Genomic DNA, 19,808 nt, shown 5'->3' with positions numbered 1-19,808 from the left:
GAAGTCGCTATGAAAAAAACAGTTTTTACATTTTCTATAGGGATTGTCTCAGCCATGCTACTTACGGCATGTCAGTCGAATACATTTAAGCCCGCAACCTATCAGCAGCCCGTTATTCCGAGTGCAGCACAGTATAAATATGCTGAGCTGCAATGGATTGATGTTTCTCAGGTAGAAGCAAGTTCTTCGCAATGGTGGGAGATATATCAAGATCCTATTTTATCCAAACTGTTACAACAATTGGATCAGGACAACCTGAGCATCCAACAGGCACAAGCCAAGTATCGTCATGCCATGGCATTGTTAGATGGGCAACGAGCCAATTATGCACCCACCTTAAACATAGGAGGAGATGCTCATCATAACGAGACAAAAAATCTAGCATCAAGCCGCCAATTTAGTACCAATTTAACTGCCAGCTGGATTCCTGATTTATGGGGCCGAGTGGCTAAAGCAGTGGAAGGTCAACAGGCCAATCTACAAGCATCTGCTGCAGATTTAGCTGCTATTCAGCTGAGTCAGCAACTGCTTGCCGCAGAGGCCTATTGGAGCATTCGTTTGTTCGACGCCAAACTGGATGTGTTAAATCAGACCCAGCAAAGTTATCAACGATCTGTGCGTATTTTACAGCAGCAATACCAAGCAGGCATGATTGCTCGTGCTGATGTGATTCAGGCTGAAACCCAACTGAAACAAGTTGCTGTGCAATTGTTAGAACTGCAACGCAGCCGAGATTTGCAAGAAAATGTTTTGGCTGTTTTAGTTGGACAGCATGTTGCTGCCTTTAATTTAAACAAAAGTCCTTATCGATTTAGCACACCAACGATCCCGAACCAAATTCCAAGCCGCCTTTTAGCACAACGTCCCGATGTGATTCGCACTGAGCGAGAGCTGGCGATGACGCATGCGCAATTAGGCTTAGCACAAACGGCATGGTTACCTGACTTGACCATCAGCTTGGAGAGCAGTGCCAATAGTCAGGTGTTTCATACGCTGTTGCAATCACCCAATACCGCATGGACAGTTGGGGCAAAAGTCCTAGGTACAGTGTTTGATGGTGGAAAGCGGCGCGCTGATATTCAACAGGCACAGGCCAGTTATGATGAAAAACTTGCCGCCTATAAGCATTCAGTTTTGACGGGTTGGAAAGAAGTGGAAGATGGTTTATTGCAAGCGTCGCTGTTTCAAAAACAGATGATAGAGCAACAACAACTTCTTAAGTTATCTACTGAAAATGAACGGGTAGCTACACAGCGTTATCAAGCTGGATTGGTCAGTTATTTAGAAGTCGCGACAGCACAGAATTTGCGTTTAAGTGCAGAAGAACGTTTATTGGAATTACAGCAATTGCATCTTAAAAACTCGGCACAGTTGGTGGCTGCATTGGGTGGTGGGATGACATCTTTATCTTAAATTAAGCGACTATCCATAATGACAGCGTTCCATGTTCAATCTGAATAGTGCTTGGATCGCTGTTATCACTAGATGGTTTGAATGCTTTTTTTGCCCTATGGCTGAAAAAGGAACAGTGATTGATGATTTTATTTTTGGATCGTTGAGGGGAAAGATTCCAGTTTGTTAGCGCGGTATTCTATCCAGATCACAATTTTCATTTTTCAGTGTCATCTGAATGCCTTTGTGTAAATTTTAGTAGTTAATCAAGCAAATAGCACTTCGATATGTAGAATAAAAAATAGCCATTTTGTTTGTCGAAGAATGACTTTAAATCATAAATTAATTTAGATCTTTCTCATTTCATCTTCATCCCAATCTGAGATAAAGGAGCAAATATGATTGTATTATTGATATTGCTTGGCCTATTGATTCAGTTAGTTGTGGTATGGGCTGTTTTTTATTTTGAAGCCAATCGAATAGTTGGCTGTCTTATTTCCATTGTCGCCGCCATTCTGTGTAGTGTGTTGATCACACCATGGAGTTTGTTACTGGGTGTGCCGATCATTCTCGCCAGTATTATTCTTCTAATCACACCGCTACGCGATGCTTTGATTAGCCGACCTGCATTTAAGTTGCTTTCCAATGCGATGCCAAGCATGAGTATCACTGAAAGAGAAGCTTTAGAAGCGGGCACCAGTTGGTGGGAAAAAGAACTGTTTGTGGGGGCGCCTGATTGGGAAAAATTTGATCAATATCCTTATCCAACTTTATCGACAGAAGAACAAGCATTTTTAGACAATGAAGTCCAACAACTCTGTTCCATGTTAGATGAATGGCAGATTCATCATCAAGAAAAAGACCTACCGCCAGAGGTTTGGCAATTTATTAAGGAAAATGGCTTTCTTGGTTTGATTATTCCAAAATCATTTGGCGGTAAGCAATTTACGCCGTTTGCACAAAGTCGAATTATGAGCAAAATTGCGTCTCGCTCCTTAACTGCTGCCGTCAGTTGTATGGTGCCGAATTCGCTTGGGCCGGGTGAATTACTGCTGCACTATGGTACAGAAGAGCAAAAACAACGTTATTTACCTGGCCTTGCAAATGGTACAGAAGTCCCTTGTTTTGGTTTGACCAGTCCTGAAGCAGGTTCGGATGCCGGTGCAATTCCTGATACGGGTGTGGTCTGTTATGGGCAGTATCAAGGTCAAGAAGTCTTAGGCTTGAAAATGAATTTCTCCAAGCGCTGGATTACGTTAGCACCGATTGCCACCGTGATTGGTTTGGCTTTTAAGTTATACGATCCAGAAGGTTTGCTTGGCGATAAAAATAAAGTGGAATATGGCATTACCTGTGCCTTGATTCCTGCTGAACATGAAGGTATTCAGATTGGTCCACGACATAATCCGGGTGCGCCGTTTATGAATGGTACGGTTGAGGGCAGCGATGTCTTTATTCCGCTAGACTGGATTATTGGCGGACAGCAAAATGCAGGTAAAGGCTGGCGTATGCTGATGGAGTGTCTCGGTGTGGGACGGGGTATTTCGTTACCTGCTTTAGCAACCGCGGCAGGGGAAATGAGTTATCTACTGGTCGGTGCATTTGCCAGTGTGCGTCAACAATTCAAAATCTCCGTGGGACATTTTGAAGGCGTACAAGAAGCCACCAGTGATATTGCCAGTGATGCCTATATGTTGGAGTCATTCCGTTATTTAGTGACTTGTGGTTTAAACCAAGGTGGAACGCCTGCAGTGATGACTGCGATGGCCAAATACTACGCCACGGAAACCATGCGCAAAGTGGTGAATCATGGTATGGATGTCGTGGGAGGGCGCGCAATTCAGTTGGGCCCAAGGAACTTCCTTGCACTGACGTATCAATCGATTCCTGTGGCAATTACGGTAGAAGGCGCCAATATTCTGACCCGTTCTTTGATGATTTTTGGTCAAGGTTCAATGCGTTGTCATCCTTATTTGTTTGAAGAATTGCAGCTGTTGCAATCCGAAGATAAAGCTGCTGCTTTTAAGGCGTTTGCGCCATTATTATTTAAACATCTGGCTTATACCTTTAATCGTGCAGCCAAAGCGCTTGCATATTCGATTAGCGGTGGTTCTGATGATGGTTCCAAACACGCCGATGATTTTTCCAAAGCGTATTACAGTAAGATCAATCGTTTCAGCGCCGATTTTGCCTTGACTGCAGATATGGCACTTGGGATTTTAGCCGGTGATTTAAAACGTAAAGAAATGCTATCTGGACGTTTGGCCGATATCCATGCGAATTTATTTATTGCCACAGCAATCTTGAAATACTATGAACAAGGTCAAAGAACTGAGGCTGAACAGAAACATGCAGCATTAGCCCTCAATAAAGCCTTATATCAAGTGCAAGAAGCCTTTTTTAGCTTCTATGCTAATTTCCCAATGAAACTTGCTGCTTGCATGGTGAAATTGATCTGTTTTCCATTTGGACGCCCAATTGCAGCACCATCGGATCAGTTGAAACAAGAGGTGGCGCAATTGATCATGCAAGAACATGCGTTCCGAGATCAGTTGAAACAACATGTCTATTACAGCACAGATAGCAACGATGTGATGGGGCGAATGGAGTCCACTTTCCAGAGTCTATTAAAGCTGCAACCGTTGTGGAATAAATTTAAAAAAGCAGAGTCGAAAGATCAGTTTAGTGGTTTGACCTTTGAGGCGCATATTGCCAATGCGATTGAAATTGGATTTATTACGGCAGCAGAGGCTGAATCCCTTTTACATTACAACGCGCAACGCTATGACAGTATGCTGACAGATATTTTTGATGCGCATTTAGAGCATGATTTACCGCTTGAAAATCCACATCTTAAAACGTGATGTTTTTTAATCAATTAAGATTGTAATGGTACTTTCCTGAGGCGATTGGTGCATGGTGAGATCCATGCACCAATTATATTTGGGACTGTTTTTCATAACAGTTGTGGTTTGTATCGATAGATCTGTTATATTTTTTTTAGAAAACTCTGTGTCTTTTTTTATTCTGTATCTTATTGCACTATAACTACATGAATTGAGCAAAGCCAAAGGTGCTGATATGAGTTTTTTGAAAAAAAAGAATAATGCCAGTTTTGTATTCTTCATTATTACTTTGTATGCATTCCTCGGATTCGGTCTAGGCTACATTATCTGGGAATACTTACTATAAACTGGGTTTTCTTGGTTTTGTCGAAGTTGAGTGGAATGAAAAGAGGATATAGGGAATCAAATTATTCCCTATATCACAGTCTGTTTTACTTACTTAGAAATGTCACAGCTTCAGTAATTAAGGCAGTCACTTCTTTTGGCTGTGAAGCCAATGAAGCATGGCTGGCATTTAAGGAGATCACTTTTTTGGCATTTAAACGATCAGACATCACCGCTTGGTTTTCTGGGCTGATCATGCGGTCTTGGGTTGAGATTTGATACCAAGAGGGTTTGGTTTTCCACGCTGGGTTGCTAATGTTATCGCCAAAAGTACTGGCTAAAGGTGCTTTTTGAGTGACACCCATGGCAAAACCTTCATCTTGAGTGAGATCCTGACAGAAACTTTCGTGAAATTTATCTACTTTTAACCAAAGATAACCATCACTATCTGGTTCTAGATTCGGTGCAGCAACAGGTAAGTGTTGTTGGGTAATTGCCCCAGGGCTTTCATTGCTGTCTGGTGCAAAGGCGGCAATATAAACCAGACCCACGACATTCGGATGATTACCTGCTTCGGTAATGACTGCTCCGCCGTAAGAATGACCCACCAAAAGCACATCACCATCAACTTGGGCAATCATTTTTTGAGTGCGTTCGACATCGTCTGCAAGAGAAGTCAATGGAAGTTCCACTGCACGTAAGGCTTTATAACCTTGATGGGACAATTCGGTAATGACTTTGGTCCAATGGGCGGCACCGCCCCAAAAACCGTGTACCAGAATAATGGTTGGTTGAGTACTCATATTTATCTCCTAGCTATATGCTATGGTATTGAATTTATGATGTTTAATAATGAAATCTGTACGGTATAAAGATCTGAGTGAAGGCGGGTGTTTTTTATACTAACGAAATCTTCTGAGAAAGATTATTGGTGATTTGTTCGGTCGCTACAATAACTGAAACGCCAATGTTTTTGCAGAAACACTTTTAAGGACAAAAGCACGCAATGATTGATGAGCATGATAATCAGGCTTTAACCGATATTTTCTTTGATATTTATCGTTTCGCTAATATTTCAGGTGAAATCTATGGCGTAGAACATCTCTCAGCACAAAAAAAGCTGTCTTTTCCTGCCCAATCTGCCTATATCCATATTATTCAGCAGGCCAGCTGTCGCTTGAGCATCAAACGGATGCAGGTTGATTTGATTTTGCAGCCAGGCGATATTCTGGTATTGCCTAGCAAGCTGGAACATTCGATCGAAGCGTGTAAGGAACAAAATTCAGTTGCGACTGTGATGAGTTGCATTTTTCAGTTGAATGGTATTTATGCTGAGGCGATGGCAGAAGGATTGCCGAGTTACATTCATGTACCCTCATATCATGATGCCAAAAAAGTCGCAGAATGGGTGCCGATCACGGTGGCAGCCATTCAGCTCGAACTTGAATATCCAACATTGGGTAGCCGAGTCATGTTGTCTCGGATTATTGATTTACTGCTGGTTTGGTCGATACGCTTTTGGTTGGCTAATGACAAGATTGAGCATAAAGGCTGGATTTCTGCATTACGTGATCCGAGGATGAGTAAGGCATTGTCGTTGATGCATGCACAACCTGCCTATGAATGGGATGTTGAATCATTGGCTCAACTTAGCAAACAATCTCGCTCCAGTTTTTCCAAAAAATTTGTTGAAATGGTTGGCGTACCACCGATGTTGTATTTAAAAAATTGGCGGATGAAATTAGCCAGCCAATTGCTCAAAGAAACAGATAAAAATATTGGTCAAGTCGCTGAATTAGTTGGCTATGCCTCTCAAGCCGCTTTTAGCCGCGCTTTTGTGCAGCACTTTGGTTGTGCACCTAAAAATTTTAGGATTATGATCACACAACATAGGTCTTAGCGCATTGGAGCCTCGGTATTGTTAGGAATTTAAACGGATGTGTTTTGAAATACAGCTGTTCATTGAAATTTAAGTTTGGCTTTTATTTGCTTAGTGACCATTGAATCGCGGCATCAAACAGTTCTTGGCCATCCTCAGACAGATTCGTAAAGGTCTCATTATTGAGAAAAAACATCAGTCGTTTTGCTGGTGCTAAAGATTCATAATCCATCGTTGCTCCTTTTTCATAACCCCAGATTGCGACTTTTTCAGGTTGCCCATAAATGGTTGCAATAATAGTGGCACCGAGTCCGGGTTTGCCCCAACTCATTGGCGCTTGTGCTTTATAGACGTTGCGTGTCCCCGCAGAAAGATGTGCCGACAGGGGATGCGGTGCATTGACCAGCCACAAGTAACGCTCTTTCTCCGCTTCACCAAAGTCAGTATCGATCCGTTTGCCAGTCATGGCTAGATCATCCAGATAATCATTTTCCCATGTCATCAATGGAATAGGGAGTTGTCGCCAACCTGATTGCAGATTTTTGGATGCCACCGTTGAAGAGATAATCACTAGATCGGTGTTTGTTAAACTGTTGGGGGAAACAGATTGATCGAGTAGCTCAACCTGATAGCCCTTGCGTTGTAAGTAATTTTGAATCGCAACATCGCTGGCAAAGGAAGACCCTTTGAGCTGTGAAATCAGCGCAATTTTTGTCTGTGCATAAACAGTCGATGTTAACGCAAACAGAAGTGCGATCAGCGTGATAGAAATAAGCCTTTTCATTTTGATCCCAAAAAAGGGGCAGTAAATAATTCACTGCCTCGCTTCCATAATTAGAATTTAAAGGTGGCACGTAATACCGCTTGGCGAGAATCCCCTTGAGACACAGCTAAATTATTGACACTCGCCGTGTAATAGGTCTTATCAAAAATATTATTTAAATTAAATTGAAAGTTCACCGCTTGTTTGGCAATACTGGTGTCATAACTGACAAAGGCATTGGCCAATGCATATTCAGGCAGGTCAAAGCTATTTTCCGAGTCTCCCGCACGTTTACCAACATAATTGCCACTCAGACCTAAACGTAATTTGCCATGATAAAGTTCGCCATAGTTGTAGGCTAAGGCTAATGAGGCTGTATCTCGTGCCACATTATTCAAGCGGTTGCCTTGTAGGCCAAGCTCATCTTCAGTGACTTTGGCATCGGTATAGGCATAGGTCAATGTCGCATCAAGCTGATCGGTCAGACGGCCTGTCAGGTCGAGTTCAGCGCCTTTGGAACTAACTGCGCCTGTGGTATGCAATTCGACTTCATTGCTCGATGGATTGGTCACTTTTGCTAAAACATTACGTTTCTTAATATCATAGAGTGCAAAGTTTGCCTTGATACGATCATTGAATTCGTATTTTGCACCGACCTCATAAGATTTGGCTTGCTCCGGTTTGACATCGGCATCAATGACTGCATTGCCGCCTAAAGGTGCAATTGAAGATGAGGGTTTAAGTGATTCGGTATAGCTGCCATAAAGTGAAAGTTGGTCATTCCATTGATAGACTAAGCCCGCATGTGGGAGCCAAGCATCATCGTTACTATTGGTATTTTCTTTAAATGGTCGTCCACGTCCAGCAGTCTGTTGATAATTCAGATAACGACCACCCAGTACCGCAATCCATTTTTCATTTAAATGAATTGCATCTTGCAGATAAAAACCATAGGTATGCAATTTATCGGTTTGGTCGCTATCGGATGCAACGATATTCTGAGACGCTTCAACGGTTCCAAACTTGGGATTTAAATAATCTAAAGTTGAGCTATCACCACGAACCATATCTGGACGGAAATATTTACGGTATTCGATGTCTGAACCGATTTGAAGATCATGCTTTAAACCTAGTAAATTGACCGAACCATTGAGATAGGCTTGGGCATTACTGTCGACACTTTCTGCATTTAAGGTGGCATCGGTACGGCGTGTCACCGTATGGTTGGCTGTATTTAGCTTGGTCACGCGGAGTTGATTAGCATCATAGCTTTCATAGTTATAGCTATAGCCCAAGTGAGCTGACCAGTTATCATTAAGCTGATGATCAACTAATAGTTGTGCCAAATGAGCTTCACCTTTCATTTGGTTAAAGGCTTCATCCAAGCGTTGATATTTCGAGATCGGTAAGGCTTGTTTCGTTTTAGGATCAAAAATAGTGGAACGATCAAAAGGGACATCAAAGTCACGATACTGATAGCTGAGATTGACTTTGGTTTGGCCATTATCCCAAGCTAAGGATGGGGCGATCAAGGTCTGTTTGAGATTGCCAAAATTACGCCAGTAGTCTGCATCGGAATGATCGGCAATAAAACGATAGGCAAAATTACTGTCGCTGATTGAACCCGTGGTATCCAGACTCGCACCTAAACCATTTTTACCGGCAGCAAAACTTGACCCATAAACTGAAAGCTCGGTTTTTTGTGTGCGTTCAGGTTTTTTAGTAATAACATTAACCACACCCCCTGGGTCCATGATGCCATAAAGTAAAGAAGCTGGGCCTTTTAACACTTCAACTTGTTCAACGGCGGCATTCATGGTGCGACCTTGTACAATCGGCATACCATTGACGGTAATTGAACCGTCACGATTATCGCCGAATCCGCGTTTCATCACGGTATCTTGAGTGCCCCCTAATGTATTGCCTTGGGTAATACCACTCACTTGAGTCAGTGCATTGTCTAAGTTTGCAGGCATATAATCCTTCACATACTGCTTAGACACCACATTGACTGTTTGTGGGCTTTCTAGATTGTTTTGATTACCACGTAAGGTTGATGCTGTTTGTGAGGCGATATAACTGGCGGACTGTTCAGCTTGAACATTAATGGTTGCGAGTTGAGTGGGTTGTATTGAGGTCGTTTCTGCCCACGACAGCACGGGTATTAAAGATAAAAGTAATGGGCTGCTTTGTTTTAAAATTTCAACAGTAATGAGGTTTTTGCGTGGGGAGAAAGCAGACATAGAGATACCTGAGCGATACAAAAAATCGGGTTAATGCAGGAGCGTCATCAACGTATTGGGCTGAAAAGGAGGTTGAGCATGCAATAAGCGGCTTAAGTATAGTTAAATAGGAATCATTTACAATAATGATAGGGTTTATAAAAATTAAAGTATTGATAATGCATTTATTATTTTTGCTAATGAATGCTATTCATAGTTAAATATTTAAATAAATCATTTTATTCATAGTGCTTTGTTCAGTAGGCTAAAGTCTCTAACAGTAGATTGAGAACAAAAGACAGATGTCATGGATGCACATCATTTCAGATTTTATGCGCTGAGCTTATATCGAGTACAACAATGACAAGATTAGATTTTGCAATCATCGACCCGCATATTCATCAGTGGGATCCTTATCACACACCGCATTCAGCAGCCTTGTTGGTCAAAGCTTTGGGGAAATATCCGAGGATGATGGATCGAGTGGTGCGCTGGGTTAAACCCAAACCGCTATTGGATACTTTAGGCTTAACAGAATATGCCTTGTGTCCTTATTTACCTGAGCATTATCAGGCAGACACTTCGCCATTCTCAGTCGAGAGTGTGGTTCATGTCGAAGCCAACTGGCATCACCACAAAGGTTTTGGGGTAGTGGAAGAAACCCAGTGGATTCAGCAATTAGACTTTAAAGCACAAGGCTTAAAACTCGGTGCTATTGTTGCAACAGCTGACCCAAGAGATCGAAAATTTAAGGATATTCTTAAAGCCCATCAGCAGGCGAGCCCACGCTTTCGCGGTATCCGTAAAATGGCGGCTTGGCATCAAGACAAGGGGGTTTACCGTTGGTGTGATCGGCCACATTTATATCAGAACAAGAGCTTTCTCAAAGGTTTTGAACAACTGGCAAAACTGGATCTATCTTTTGATGCATGGGGCTATTCTACTCAGTTAACAGAAATAACCAGTCTGGCGAAACAATTTCCTGAAACGCGTATTGTGGTTGACCATCTGGCGACACCTGTTGGTCTGTTTGGTGCAGTGGGCAAGAACACGGGAATTACACAATCGCAGCGTGATGCCATTTTTAAACAATGGCAACAGGATTTGGCACGACTAGCGGAGCAGAAAAATGTACATGCCAAAATCTCAGGTTTGATGATGCCCGTATTAGGACACCGTTTTTATCAGCAAGATCGAACGGCCAGTGTAAGTGAGATGGTGAATTTACTCACGCCGATGATTCAACATGCAATCACGGTATTTGGCACCGAGCGGATCATGTTTGCATCCAATTTTCCCATGGATAAGCCGAACACGCGTTTAAATGACTTAATCCATGCCTATATTCAAATGCTCAGTCCTTATGGTGAGCAGGCTTTGCATGCCATGTTTAGACAAAACGCTGCCAATTTTTATCAACTTCAAATAGAGTCATGATATGAAAAATTTTAATCAAAAAGTCGCTGCCATTACAGGCGCGGGATCTGGTATTGGACAACAACTGGCAATTTTATTGGCACAGCAAGGTGCGCATTTGGCGCTGAGTGATGTCAATGAAAAAGGTTTGGTAGAAACACAGGCATTGCTGCAACAGTATCCAGTCAAAGTCACTTTGACGAAACTGGATGTATCTGATCAACAAGCCGTTCGTGATTGGGCAGAGGATAGTTTCAAAGTACATGGCAAGATCAACCTGATTTTTAATAATGCAGGTGTTGCGCTCGCCAGTACCGTTGAAGGTATGAGCTATGAAGAGTTGGACTGGATTTTCAAAATCAACTTTTGGGGCGTGGTCTACGGTACCAAAGAGTTTTTACCTTATCTCAAGCAAAGTGGAGAAGGGCATATTATTAATATTTCCAGTCTGTTTGGCTTAACCGCACAACCAACTCAAAGTGCTTACAATGCCACTAAATTTGCAGTTCGTGGTTTTACTGAAGCTTTACGACAAGAGCTCAAACTTCAAAATGATGGCGTGAGTTCAACCTGTGTACATCCAGGAGGAATCCGCACCAATATCGCCAACAGTGCGCGCATGAGTGACAGTATTCGCAGTTTAGGCATGAATCCTGTCAAGGCGAGTCAGGCATTTAATAAGGTTTTAAAAACACCACCAGAGCAGGCGGCTAAAGTTATTTTAGATGCGGTGAAAGCGGATAAAGCACGGATCTTGATTGGTAATGATGCCAAAGTACTGGATCTGATTCAGCGCATTACCCCAACGCATTATTCACATGCGCTAAGCTTTTTCACTAAGAAGTCCAAGAAAAAGAAAGCTTAAAAATGCGGAATGCTAGCGAAATATTTGAGTTCACAATTCGTTTGAATCATGCGGCTTTATTATTTAGATAGGTGAAGGCATTGCTCATTGTCAAACAAGGAGCGTTATAGGGTGAGCAATGCTTTCACTTAGATCATATAAAACTGGCGATCATTTGCAAGAGATAGGGCTAAATTGTCCCATCTTGTTCGTTTTAAAGGGTGTAATGGTGGTGTAGAGAGCGATAGAAGAGAAAGAGTTGAATAACTAGAGTCAGATGATGCATGTCATATGATTTTAAAACAGCAAAGATTGACTACTTCGAACCAAGACAATATCTGATCGCCAAGCACAATGTCCGAGAGGAATGCTTATTAAAAAGCAGCTAGAACGATATCACTACAATTCTAAAGTCTCCTGAATGCAAAAATAATTCAAAATGTTGCATGAAAGCTTAAAAAACGATCCAAAATAGGGACTACTATTTATTTACTAAATATTGAATCGGTTTACATACAGTTAGATTATTCGGTTTCGAGCTCTGATTAGTGTAAATTATTGCCCATGCCAAAGCGCTTTTTTAAAGTACTTCAGCGAATCCATTTTTTGTACATTCGAGAGAGAGTCTAAAGAGTAAAGTATGTCTGTGAGCCTTAGTAAAATCAAAAAACCTTTATATATTCACTATGCTGGAAACGCTCTTTTAGAACTACCTCTGTTAAATAAAGGCTCTGCTTTTTCTGAAGAAGAACGAGAGAATTTTAACTTACATGGGCTAGTTCCATACAATATCGAGAATATTGAAGAGCAGACGCAACGTTCATATCAGCAGTACCTTTCATTTGATAGTGACTTGAATAAGCATATTTATTTGCGAAATATTCAAGATACCAATGAAACCTTGTTCTATAACTTGTTGAGTCAGCATTTAGATGAAATGCTACCGATCATTTATACTCCAACGGTTGGGGAAGCCTGTCAACGCTTCTCAGACATCTATCGTCGCCATCGCGGTATTTTTATTTCCTATCCAGAGCGTCAGTACATTGATCAAATTATCCATAACGTGAATAAGAAAAACGTTAAGGTGATTGTGATTACCGATGGTGAACGCATTTTGGGTCTGGGCGATCAGGGCATTGGTGGTATGGGGATTCCAATTGGTAAGTTGTCGCTCTATACCGCATGTGGTGGGATTAGTCCTGCTTATACCTTGCCGATTACCATTGATGTCGGCACCAATAACCAAGAATTGCTGGATGACCCAATTTATATGGGTTGGAAACAGCCACGTATTCGTGGTGAGCAATATTATGAATTTGTTGAGCAGATTATTAAGGCAGTGCGCCAACGCTGGCCAGATGTGTTGATTCAGTTTGAAGATTTTGCGCAAACCAATGCCATGCCGTTATTGACTCAGTACCGCGATAAGATCTGTTGTTTTAATGATGATATTCAAGGCACGGCAGCAGTGACAGTTGCGACTTTGATTGCAGCCTCACGCGCACAAGGAAAACAACTGAAAGACCAAACCGTTACCTTTGTCGGCGCAGGCTCAGCAGGATGTGGTATTGCTGAACAGATCGTTAGGCAGATGATGGACGAAGGTCTGAGTGACCATGAAGCGCGTTCACGCATCTTTATGGTGGATCGTTTCGGCTTGATGACAGATCAACAACCGAACTTACTCGATTTTCAGCAAAAACTTGCCACACCCGTCGATGCAATCAGTACTTGGGAATATACAGGTGAGAATGTCGCTTTGTTGGATGTGGTCAAGAATGCTAAACCGAGTATCTTGATCGGGGTGTCAGGGCAGGCTGGCTTATTTAGTGAAGAAGTGATTAAAACCTTAGCTAAATATTATAAGCATCCGATTGTATTGCCATTGTCGAACCCGACGTCACAAGTGGAAGCGCAGCCGAAAGATATTATCGAGTGGACCCAAGGCGCTGCAATTGTGGCAACAGGTAGTCCATTTGCACCCGTCTATTATCAAGGTAAGGTCTATAGCATTGCGCAGTGTAATAACTCCTATATTTTCCCTGGGATTGGTTTGGGCGTGATTGCATGTGGTGCAACCCATATCAGTGACTCGATGTTGATGGCTGCAAGTACCGCCTTAGCAGATTGTTCACCACGTTTGAAAAATGCCGCAGCGGATTTATTACCGAATATTAATGATATTCAACAGGTGTCTAAATTCATTGCCTTCAAAGTGGCAAAAGCCGCGATGGCTGACGGCTTGGCGGTACCATTAAGTAATGATGTGTTGAAACAAGCGATTGAAGATAATTTCTGGACGCCAGAATATCGTAATTACCGCCGTGTTAGTTACTAATCCTTCTGTGGATAAAAAGGACTCTTAATAGAGTCCTTTTTTTAGGTCTTATAGGTGGAGAGCAAGATACTGGTTTCACTATTGTAAATTCCTGAAATATTTCGGATTCGCTCCAAGGCTTTATCAAAATTTTCCAGACTATCAGATTGCAACTCAACCAGAATATCCCATTTACCGTTGGTGGTATGCAGACGTTCAACGGCTGATTCTAGGCGTAGCTCTCGAATCACGGCCTGCGCTCGGGTACCTTCCACCATGATATTCATCCATGCCCGAATGATGTTTTTTTCAGCATTGGGACGGAAACGCACGGTATAACCCGTGATAATCCCCGTTGATTCCATATATTCAATTCGCTTCTGTACTGTAGCACGGGACACACGTGCTTTTGCAGCCAAGTCGGTAATCGACATCCGTGCATTGTCTTTGAGTAAGCCTAATATAATATGATCGATATTGTTCATTTTGATTCTTTCTATTAGCAAATTGATAAAAAATAATTCATTTTAATCATTATAACGAATTTTGTGAATCAATTTGATTCTTAATAATAACAATACAACACCCCAAGCATTTTCACTTCGGCACGAAAGAAGCTGAATGCACATCAGGGAGGATGGGGGTAGGACGCCCTTAAACAAAGGGAATCTGTGAATAACAGGGACAATTGATTAATTAAGGAATAGATGATGTCTTTATCATATGCGGCTCAAAATGGCAGTGCTTGGCAAACTTTTCTCACTCAAGTCGATCGAGTGGCACCTTATCTGGATGCTGATCTCAGTAACTTTGTCAACACACTGAAAACCCCAAAGCGTACGCTTATCGTTGATGTTCCAATCGTGATGGACGATGGTTCAATTCGCCATTTTGAAGGTTACCGTGTACAGCACAATTTATCACGTGGTCCAGGTAAAGGCGGTATCCGCTATCACCAAGATGTTGAACTAAATGAAGTCATGGCCTTATCTGCATGGATGACCATTAAAACTGCAGTGCTGAACCTACCGTTCGGTGGTGCAAAAGGTGGTATCCGTGTCAATCCAAAAGAATTGTCACCGCGTGAATTAGAGCGTTTAACCCGTCGTTTCACCAGTGAAATCAGCCCAATTATCGGTCCTCAAATTGATATTCCTGCGCCAGATGTCGGCACCAACGCCAATATTATGGGTTGGATGATGGATACCTATTCAAGTATCAAAGGTCATACCGTAACAGGTGTGGTCACAGGTAAACCTGTACATTTAGGCGGTTCACTAGGCCGTGTTCGTGCAACAGGCCGCGGTGTATTTGTAACGGGTATGCAGGTTGCAGAACGCATTAAATTACCAGTCGAAGGCAGCAAAGTTGCGGTACAAGGCTTCGGTAACGTGGGGAATGAAGCGGCTTATTTGTTTAGTCATGCTGGCGCAAAAATCGTTGCTGTACAAGACCATACAGGTACCATTTTCAATGCAGAAGGCTTGGATGTCAAAGCATTGCAAAAGCATGTCGTTGAAACTGGTGGCGTGATGGGCTTTGTTGATTCAACTGTGATCTCAGACGAAGAATTCTGGACAGTTGATATGGACATTCTCATCCCAGCGGCATTGGAAGGTCAGATTACGGTTGAGCGTGCACAGAAGTTGAAAGCAAAAATTGTACTTGAAGGTGCGAACGGCCCAACCTACCCAGAAGCAGATGATGTATTTGTCAGTCGCGACATTACCGTTGTGCCTGACGTGATCTGTAACGCGGGTGGTGTAACTGTCAGTTATTTTGAATGGGTTCAAGATATGGCGAGCTACTTCTGGAGTGAAGACGAAATCAATGAACGTCTTGATAAGTTGATGATCCAAGCGATTGCTGATGTTTGGAACACGGCAGCACAGAAGGGATGTAGCTTACGTACCGCAGCTTATATTTTGGCCTGTGAACGTATTCTGAAAGCGCGTAAAGAACGCGGTATTTTCCCAGGTTAAGTCATTTATAAAATTAAAGTGAAGGGCTTGTTGAGCATTCAACAAGTCTGAAGATTAAACAGGAAGTGAGTAAATAAAATGAGCGAAGTCGCAATTACACGTAGCAATTTTAATGATTGGATGGTTCCAGTTTTTGCCCCAGCAAACTTCATTTTAGTGCGTGGCGAAGGGTCACGTCTTTGGGATCAAAACGATAAAGAATATATTGATTTTGCAGGTGGGATCGCGGTAAATGCCTTGGGTCATGCACATCCTGTTGCAGTAAAAGCCTTAACTGAACAAGCGCAAAAGCTATGGCACATTGGTAATGGTTATACCAACGAGCCTGTATTACGTCTTGCAAAACAATTGGTAGATAGTACTTTTGCTGACAAAGTCTTTTTCTGTAACTCGGGTGCAGAAGCTAACGAAGCTGCATTAAAACTGGCACGTAAAGTCGGTTTGCTCAGTGGCAATGCAAATAAGAACCAGATTGTTGCATTTAAGAATGCCTTCCACGGTCGTACTTTGTTTACCGTAACAGCAGGTGGTCAGCCAAAATATTCTCAAGACTTTGCACCTTTACCAGGCGGTATCGAACACACTGCGTTTAATGACCTTGAAGCAGCAAAAGCAGCGATCACTGAAAATACTTGTGCCGTGATTGTCGAACCGATTCAAGGTGAAGGTGGCGTTCTACCAGCAGATATCGAATTCTTAAAAGGCTTACGTGCACTGTGTGATGAAAAAGGTGCTGTGCTGATTTTTGATGAAGTACAAACGGGTGTGGGTCGTACAGGTTCATTGTATGCCTATATGAATACAGGTGTAACACCTGACATTTTGACCACGGCAAAAGCATTGGGTGGTGGTTTCCCGATTGGTGCAATGATCACTACAAATCATTATGCCAATATGTATGCAGTTGGCGATCACGGTACCACTTATGGTGGTAACCCATTGGCTTGTGCGGTTGCTGGCGCGGTATTTGAATTTATTAATACACCAGACGTGTTAGACGGCGTTAAACAACGCCACCAATATTTCATCGATGCCTTAAACAAAATCAATGCTGAGTATGGATTGTTCAAAGAAATCCGTGGTCAAGGTTTGTTAATTGGCTGTGTGTTGAAAGATGAACACGCAGGCAAAGCGAAGAATATTGTGACCTTAGCGGGTGAAGAAGGGCTATTGGCACTGGTCGCAGGTGCTGATGTGGTTCGCTTTACTCCTTCATTAATCATTCCTCAACACGATATTGATGAAGGTTTAAGCCGTTTTGTTCGTGCTCTAGCACGTCTCTAAGTCTGCTGTGAGCATCTAACCATGATGATTGTTCGACATGCAGCGCATCGGGACTTAGATGATATTTATCGTTTAGCGCAACGAGCTGGGGAGTCGGGCATTGGCCTGACTTCCTTACCCCAAAATAAAGACATCTTGGCTGAGCGTATTACACGTACCACTCGCACTTTAGAGGGTTTAACCGAAAAGTGCGAGGCAAGTTATCTGTTTGTATTGGAAGACACCAGCATTCACAAAATTGTGGGTGTGAGTGCGATTGAAGTTGCGGTCGGATTGAATGAACCGTTTTACAACTTCCGTGTGGCCAAACAGGTACATGCTTCTAAAGCTTTGAATGTCTATAAAACTTTAGACACTTTGTTTTTAAGTAATGACCATACGGGGTGTAGTGAACTCTGTACTTTATTCCTTGATCCTGAATATCGCAAAAACCAAAACGGCAAATTTTTATCCAAAGTCCGTTTTCTGTTTATCGCAGCTTTTCGTTCTTTCTTTGAAGAGCGACTGATTGCAGAAATGCGTGGTTTTTCAGACCAAAACGGACGATCACCTTTTTGGGATTCACTGGGTTATCTATTTTTTAATATGGATTTTGCCGCAGCGGATTATCTCAGTGGTGTTGGGCAAAAAGCCTTTATCGCAGAATTGATGCCGAGATTTCCAGTTTATGTTGACTTGTTGACCTCCGAGGCGCGTGAAGTGATTGCAGAAGTGCATCCACATACCTTGCCAGCAGCCAAAGTGCTGATGTCAGAAGGTCTTAAGTATCAAGGTCATGTTGATATCTTTGATGCTGGACCGACACTGGAAGCCAATACTGCTGAGTTACGGGCGGTGAAAGAAAGCCGCTTGCTTAAAGTCAAACTCACTGAGCAAGTCGAAAGTACGGAGACACACTTTTTGGTTGCCAATGACCAATACCAAGATTACGCCGTGTTGCTGATCAATAACAAAGTTGATGAAAGTGAGAATCTGCATATGACCGCAGCACAAGCACAGGCACTGAATATTGCTGAACACGATCAAGTCCGTGTTTTAGCATTAGAAAAAATGGAGAACAACTAATGTCACAAGGTGCATTATTAATTGATGGTGCTTGGGTTCAAGGACAAGGCACTACCTTCAATAAAACTAATCCAGTGAGCAATCAGCACATTTGGGCGGGGCATGAGGCAAGCCCAGTCGATGTTGAACAGGCGTGCCATGCAGCGCGTCAGGCTTTTCCAGCATGGGCACGTTTGCCATTGGAAGAGCGTATTGCAATCATTGAGCGCTTTGCGGGCTTACTTGAACAGCATAAAACTCAATTGGCTGAAGTGATTAGCCAAGAAACCAGTAAACCACTTTGGGAAACCCTAACTGAAGTGCAGTCGATGATCGGTAAAGTGGCAATTTCGATTCGTGCTTATCATCAACGCACGGGTTTTAGCGAAACTGAAATGCCAGATGGTGTGGCTTCATTACGTCACCGTCCACATGGCGTTCTCGCCGTATTTGGCCCTTATAACTTCCCTGGTCATTTGCCAAATGGTCATATTGTTCCTGCATTGATTGCAGGCAATACCGTGGTGTTTAAACCGAGTGAACTCACCCCTTGGACGGCCGAAGAAACTGCAAAATTGTGGCAGCAAGCGGGTCTACCAAACGGTGTGTTGAATATCGTACAAGGTGGACGCAGCACGGGTGAAGCACTTGCTGCGGCTGAGCAGATTGATGGTTTACTGTTTACGGGCAGTGCCAATACAGGCTATCACCTACATAAACAAATGGCAGGCGCACCTGAAAAAATCCTTGCTTTGGAAATGGGCGGTAATAATGCCCTGATCATTGATGAAGTAACCGATATTGATGCTGTAGTGAATTTAGCCATTCAATCCGCTTTCGTTTCTGCGGGGCAACGTTGTACTTGTGCACGCCGTATTATTGTCAAGCAGGGTGCCAATGGTGATGCCTTTATTCAACGTTTTGTTGAAGTGGCGAAGAGCTTGGTCGTAGGTCACTGGAATGCTGAACCTCAACCGTTTATGGGTGGAGTAATTTCTGCACATGCAGCGGAACAGATGTTGGCAGCGCAAAGCAAACTGATTGCCTTGGGCGCAAAACCATTGTTAGAAATGACCCGTCCAAAAGCGGATAGCTCATTGCTTACGGCGGGTATTTTAGATGTTACTCAGGTAACTGATATTCCTGATGATGAATACTTTGGTCCACTCACTACGATCTATCGCTACAACAGTTTCGATCAAGCTTTGAACATTGCCAATAACACCCGTTTTGGTTTGGCTGTTGGTCTGGTTTCACCTGACCGTGATTTATTTGATCGTGTACTGATTGAAGCACGTGCAGGCATTGTGAACTGGAATAAGCCATTAACAGGCGCTTCAAGTGCTGCACCATTTGGTGGGGTTGGAGCGTCTGGGAACCATCGTGCTAGTGCTTTTTACGCCGCAGACTATAGTGCATGGCCAATGGCATCGCTGGAAAGTGACAGCGTTACTTTACCTTCAAAACTATCACCGGGCATTGTGCTCTAAGA

At 42.7% G+C, this 19,808-nt stretch carries 15 protein-coding genes; 11 read left to right on the top strand and 4 right to left on the bottom strand.

Going from position 1 to position 19,808, the window contains the following annotated elements; all coding sequences use genetic code 11:
* Positions 1–9: 9 nt before the first annotated feature.
* The 3 genes from NG55_RS04980 (at position 10) to NG55_RS20975 (ending at position 4,584) form a co-directional block, all read left to right on the top strand.
* The gene (locus NG55_RS04980) at positions 10–1,413 is read left to right on the top strand and encodes an efflux transporter outer membrane subunit (RefSeq protein WP_065342529.1); all 1,404 of its coding nucleotides are present in this window, start codon (positions 10–12) and stop codon (positions 1,411–1,413) included.
* A 377-nt stretch (positions 1,414–1,790) separates the two neighbouring features.
* Positions 1,791–4,256 carry an acyl-CoA dehydrogenase gene (locus NG55_RS04975; protein WP_065342528.1) on the top strand — a complete coding sequence of 822 codons (2,466 nt, stop codon included), beginning with the start codon at positions 1,791–1,793 and terminating at the stop codon, positions 4,254–4,256.
* A 217-nt stretch (positions 4,257–4,473) separates the two neighbouring features.
* Complete coding sequence (locus tag NG55_RS20975) at positions 4,474–4,584, top strand: hypothetical protein (protein WP_005151495.1); 111 nt, start codon at positions 4,474–4,476, stop codon at positions 4,582–4,584.
* Positions 4,585–4,669: 85 nt separating this feature from the next.
* Here the strand turns inward: NG55_RS20975 and NG55_RS04965 are convergent, their stop codons facing one another.
* Positions 4,670–5,365: an alpha/beta hydrolase gene (locus NG55_RS04965; RefSeq protein ID WP_016541808.1), complete on the bottom strand. Its 696-nt coding sequence runs from the start codon at positions 5,363–5,365 to the stop codon at positions 4,670–4,672.
* Between the two features lie 203 nt (positions 5,366–5,568).
* Here NG55_RS04965 and NG55_RS04960 point away from each other — a divergent pair, with 203 nt between their 5' ends.
* On the top strand, positions 5,569–6,462 hold the full coding sequence (locus NG55_RS04960; protein ID WP_065342526.1) for an AraC family transcriptional regulator: 894 nt from the start codon (positions 5,569–5,571) through the stop codon (positions 6,460–6,462).
* Between the two features lie 82 nt (positions 6,463–6,544).
* Here the strand turns inward: NG55_RS04960 and NG55_RS04955 are convergent, their stop codons facing one another.
* Complete coding sequence (locus tag NG55_RS04955) at positions 6,545–7,225, bottom strand: OmpH/Skp family outer membrane protein (RefSeq protein ID WP_065342525.1); 681 nt, start codon at positions 7,223–7,225, stop codon at positions 6,545–6,547.
* Positions 7,226–7,275: 50 nt separating this feature from the next.
* Positions 7,276–9,447 carry a TonB-dependent siderophore receptor gene (locus NG55_RS04950; RefSeq protein ID WP_065342524.1) on the bottom strand — a complete coding sequence of 724 codons (2,172 nt, stop codon included), beginning with the start codon at positions 9,445–9,447 and terminating at the stop codon, positions 7,276–7,278.
* A gap of 339 nt (positions 9,448–9,786) precedes the next feature.
* On the opposite strand from NG55_RS04950, the gene NG55_RS04945 reads away from it, so the two are divergent.
* From NG55_RS04945 to NG55_RS04935, 3 genes are all read left to right on the top strand, one after another.
* Positions 9,787–10,863, top strand: coding sequence for an amidohydrolase family protein (locus tag NG55_RS04945; protein ID WP_065342523.1), 1,077 nt, complete (start codon positions 9,787–9,789; stop codon positions 10,861–10,863).
* Position 10,864: 1 nt separating this feature from the next.
* Positions 10,865–11,707, top strand: coding sequence for an SDR family NAD(P)-dependent oxidoreductase (locus NG55_RS04940; protein ID WP_065342522.1), 843 nt, complete (start codon positions 10,865–10,867; stop codon positions 11,705–11,707).
* 619 nt (positions 11,708–12,326) lie between these two features.
* A complete protein-coding gene (locus tag NG55_RS04935) occupies positions 12,327–14,027 on the top strand; it encodes an NAD-dependent malic enzyme (protein WP_065342521.1) in 1,701 nt (566 codons plus the stop codon).
* 41 nt (positions 14,028–14,068) lie between these two features.
* Here NG55_RS04935 and NG55_RS04930 read toward each other — a convergent pair whose 3' ends face one another.
* The gene (locus tag NG55_RS04930; protein ID WP_016541799.1) at positions 14,069–14,491 is read right to left on the bottom strand and encodes an Lrp/AsnC family transcriptional regulator; all 423 of its coding nucleotides are present in this window, start codon (positions 14,489–14,491) and stop codon (positions 14,069–14,071) included.
* 222 nt (positions 14,492–14,713) lie between these two features.
* Here NG55_RS04930 and NG55_RS04925 point away from each other — a divergent pair, with 222 nt between their 5' ends.
* The 4 genes from NG55_RS04925 (at position 14,714) to astD (ending at position 19,806) form a co-directional block, all read left to right on the top strand.
* Entirely contained in the window at positions 14,714–15,988 is a 1,275-nt protein-coding gene (locus NG55_RS04925) for a Glu/Leu/Phe/Val family dehydrogenase (protein ID WP_171257920.1), read from the top strand.
* A 78-nt stretch (positions 15,989–16,066) separates the two neighbouring features.
* Positions 16,067–17,272, top strand: a complete 1,206-nt coding sequence (locus NG55_RS04920; protein WP_065342519.1) for an aspartate aminotransferase family protein — start codon at positions 16,067–16,069, stop codon at positions 17,270–17,272.
* 21 nt (positions 17,273–17,293) lie between these two features.
* Positions 17,294–18,337, top strand: a complete 1,044-nt coding sequence (astA, locus tag NG55_RS04915; protein ID WP_065342518.1) for an arginine N-succinyltransferase — start codon at positions 17,294–17,296, stop codon at positions 18,335–18,337.
* Positions 18,337–19,806: a succinylglutamate-semialdehyde dehydrogenase gene (astD, locus tag NG55_RS04910; RefSeq protein ID WP_065342517.1), complete on the top strand. Its 1,470-nt coding sequence runs from the start codon at positions 18,337–18,339 to the stop codon at positions 19,804–19,806. The genes astA and astD overlap by 1 nt, the downstream gene beginning before the upstream one ends.
* Positions 19,807–19,808 lie beyond the last annotated feature (2 nt).

The organism is Acinetobacter gyllenbergii (genome assembly GCF_001682515.1).
In the GTDB taxonomy this organism is placed as follows: domain Bacteria; phylum Pseudomonadota; class Gammaproteobacteria; order Pseudomonadales; family Moraxellaceae; genus Acinetobacter; species Acinetobacter gyllenbergii.
Note: the sequence above shows the minus strand (reverse complement) of the source record. Positions and strands in the feature narration are given on the sequence as shown.

What these genes read in the sequence shown, in the direction of transcription:
- NG55_RS04980 (WP_065342529.1), top strand. Translation starts at nt 10, where the DNA reads ATGAAAAAAACAGTTTTTACATTTTCTATAGGGATTGTCTCAGCCATG.
- NG55_RS04960 (WP_065342526.1), top strand. Translation starts at nt 5,569, where the DNA reads ATGATTGATGAGCATGATAATCAGGCTTTAACCGATATTTTCTTTGAT.
- NG55_RS04950 (WP_065342524.1), bottom strand. Translation starts at nt 9,447, where the DNA reads ATGTCTGCTTTCTCCCCACGCAAAAACCTCATTACTGTTGAAATTTTA.
- NG55_RS04975 (WP_065342528.1), top strand. Translation starts at nt 1,791, where the DNA reads ATGATTGTATTATTGATATTGCTTGGCCTATTGATTCAGTTAGTTGTG.
- astA (WP_065342518.1), top strand. Translation starts at nt 17,294, where the DNA reads ATGATGATTGTTCGACATGCAGCGCATCGGGACTTAGATGATATTTAT.
- NG55_RS04940 (WP_065342522.1), top strand. Translation starts at nt 10,865, where the DNA reads ATGAAAAATTTTAATCAAAAAGTCGCTGCCATTACAGGCGCGGGATCT.
- NG55_RS04930 (WP_016541799.1), bottom strand. Translation starts at nt 14,491, where the DNA reads ATGAACAATATCGATCATATTATATTAGGCTTACTCAAAGACAATGCA.
- NG55_RS04935 (WP_065342521.1), top strand. Translation starts at nt 12,327, where the DNA reads ATGTCTGTGAGCCTTAGTAAAATCAAAAAACCTTTATATATTCACTAT.
- NG55_RS04925 (WP_171257920.1), top strand. Translation starts at nt 14,714, where the DNA reads ATGATGTCTTTATCATATGCGGCTCAAAATGGCAGTGCTTGGCAAACT.
- NG55_RS04920 (WP_065342519.1), top strand. Translation starts at nt 16,067, where the DNA reads ATGAGCGAAGTCGCAATTACACGTAGCAATTTTAATGATTGGATGGTT.
- NG55_RS04955 (WP_065342525.1), bottom strand. Translation starts at nt 7,225, where the DNA reads ATGAAAAGGCTTATTTCTATCACGCTGATCGCACTTCTGTTTGCGTTA.
- astD (WP_065342517.1), top strand. Translation starts at nt 18,337, where the DNA reads ATGTCACAAGGTGCATTATTAATTGATGGTGCTTGGGTTCAAGGACAA.
- NG55_RS20975 (WP_005151495.1), top strand. Translation starts at nt 4,474, where the DNA reads ATGAGTTTTTTGAAAAAAAAGAATAATGCCAGTTTTGTATTCTTCATT.
- NG55_RS04945 (WP_065342523.1), top strand. Translation starts at nt 9,787, where the DNA reads ATGACAAGATTAGATTTTGCAATCATCGACCCGCATATTCATCAGTGG.
- NG55_RS04965 (WP_016541808.1), bottom strand. Translation starts at nt 5,365, where the DNA reads ATGAGTACTCAACCAACCATTATTCTGGTACACGGTTTTTGGGGCGGT.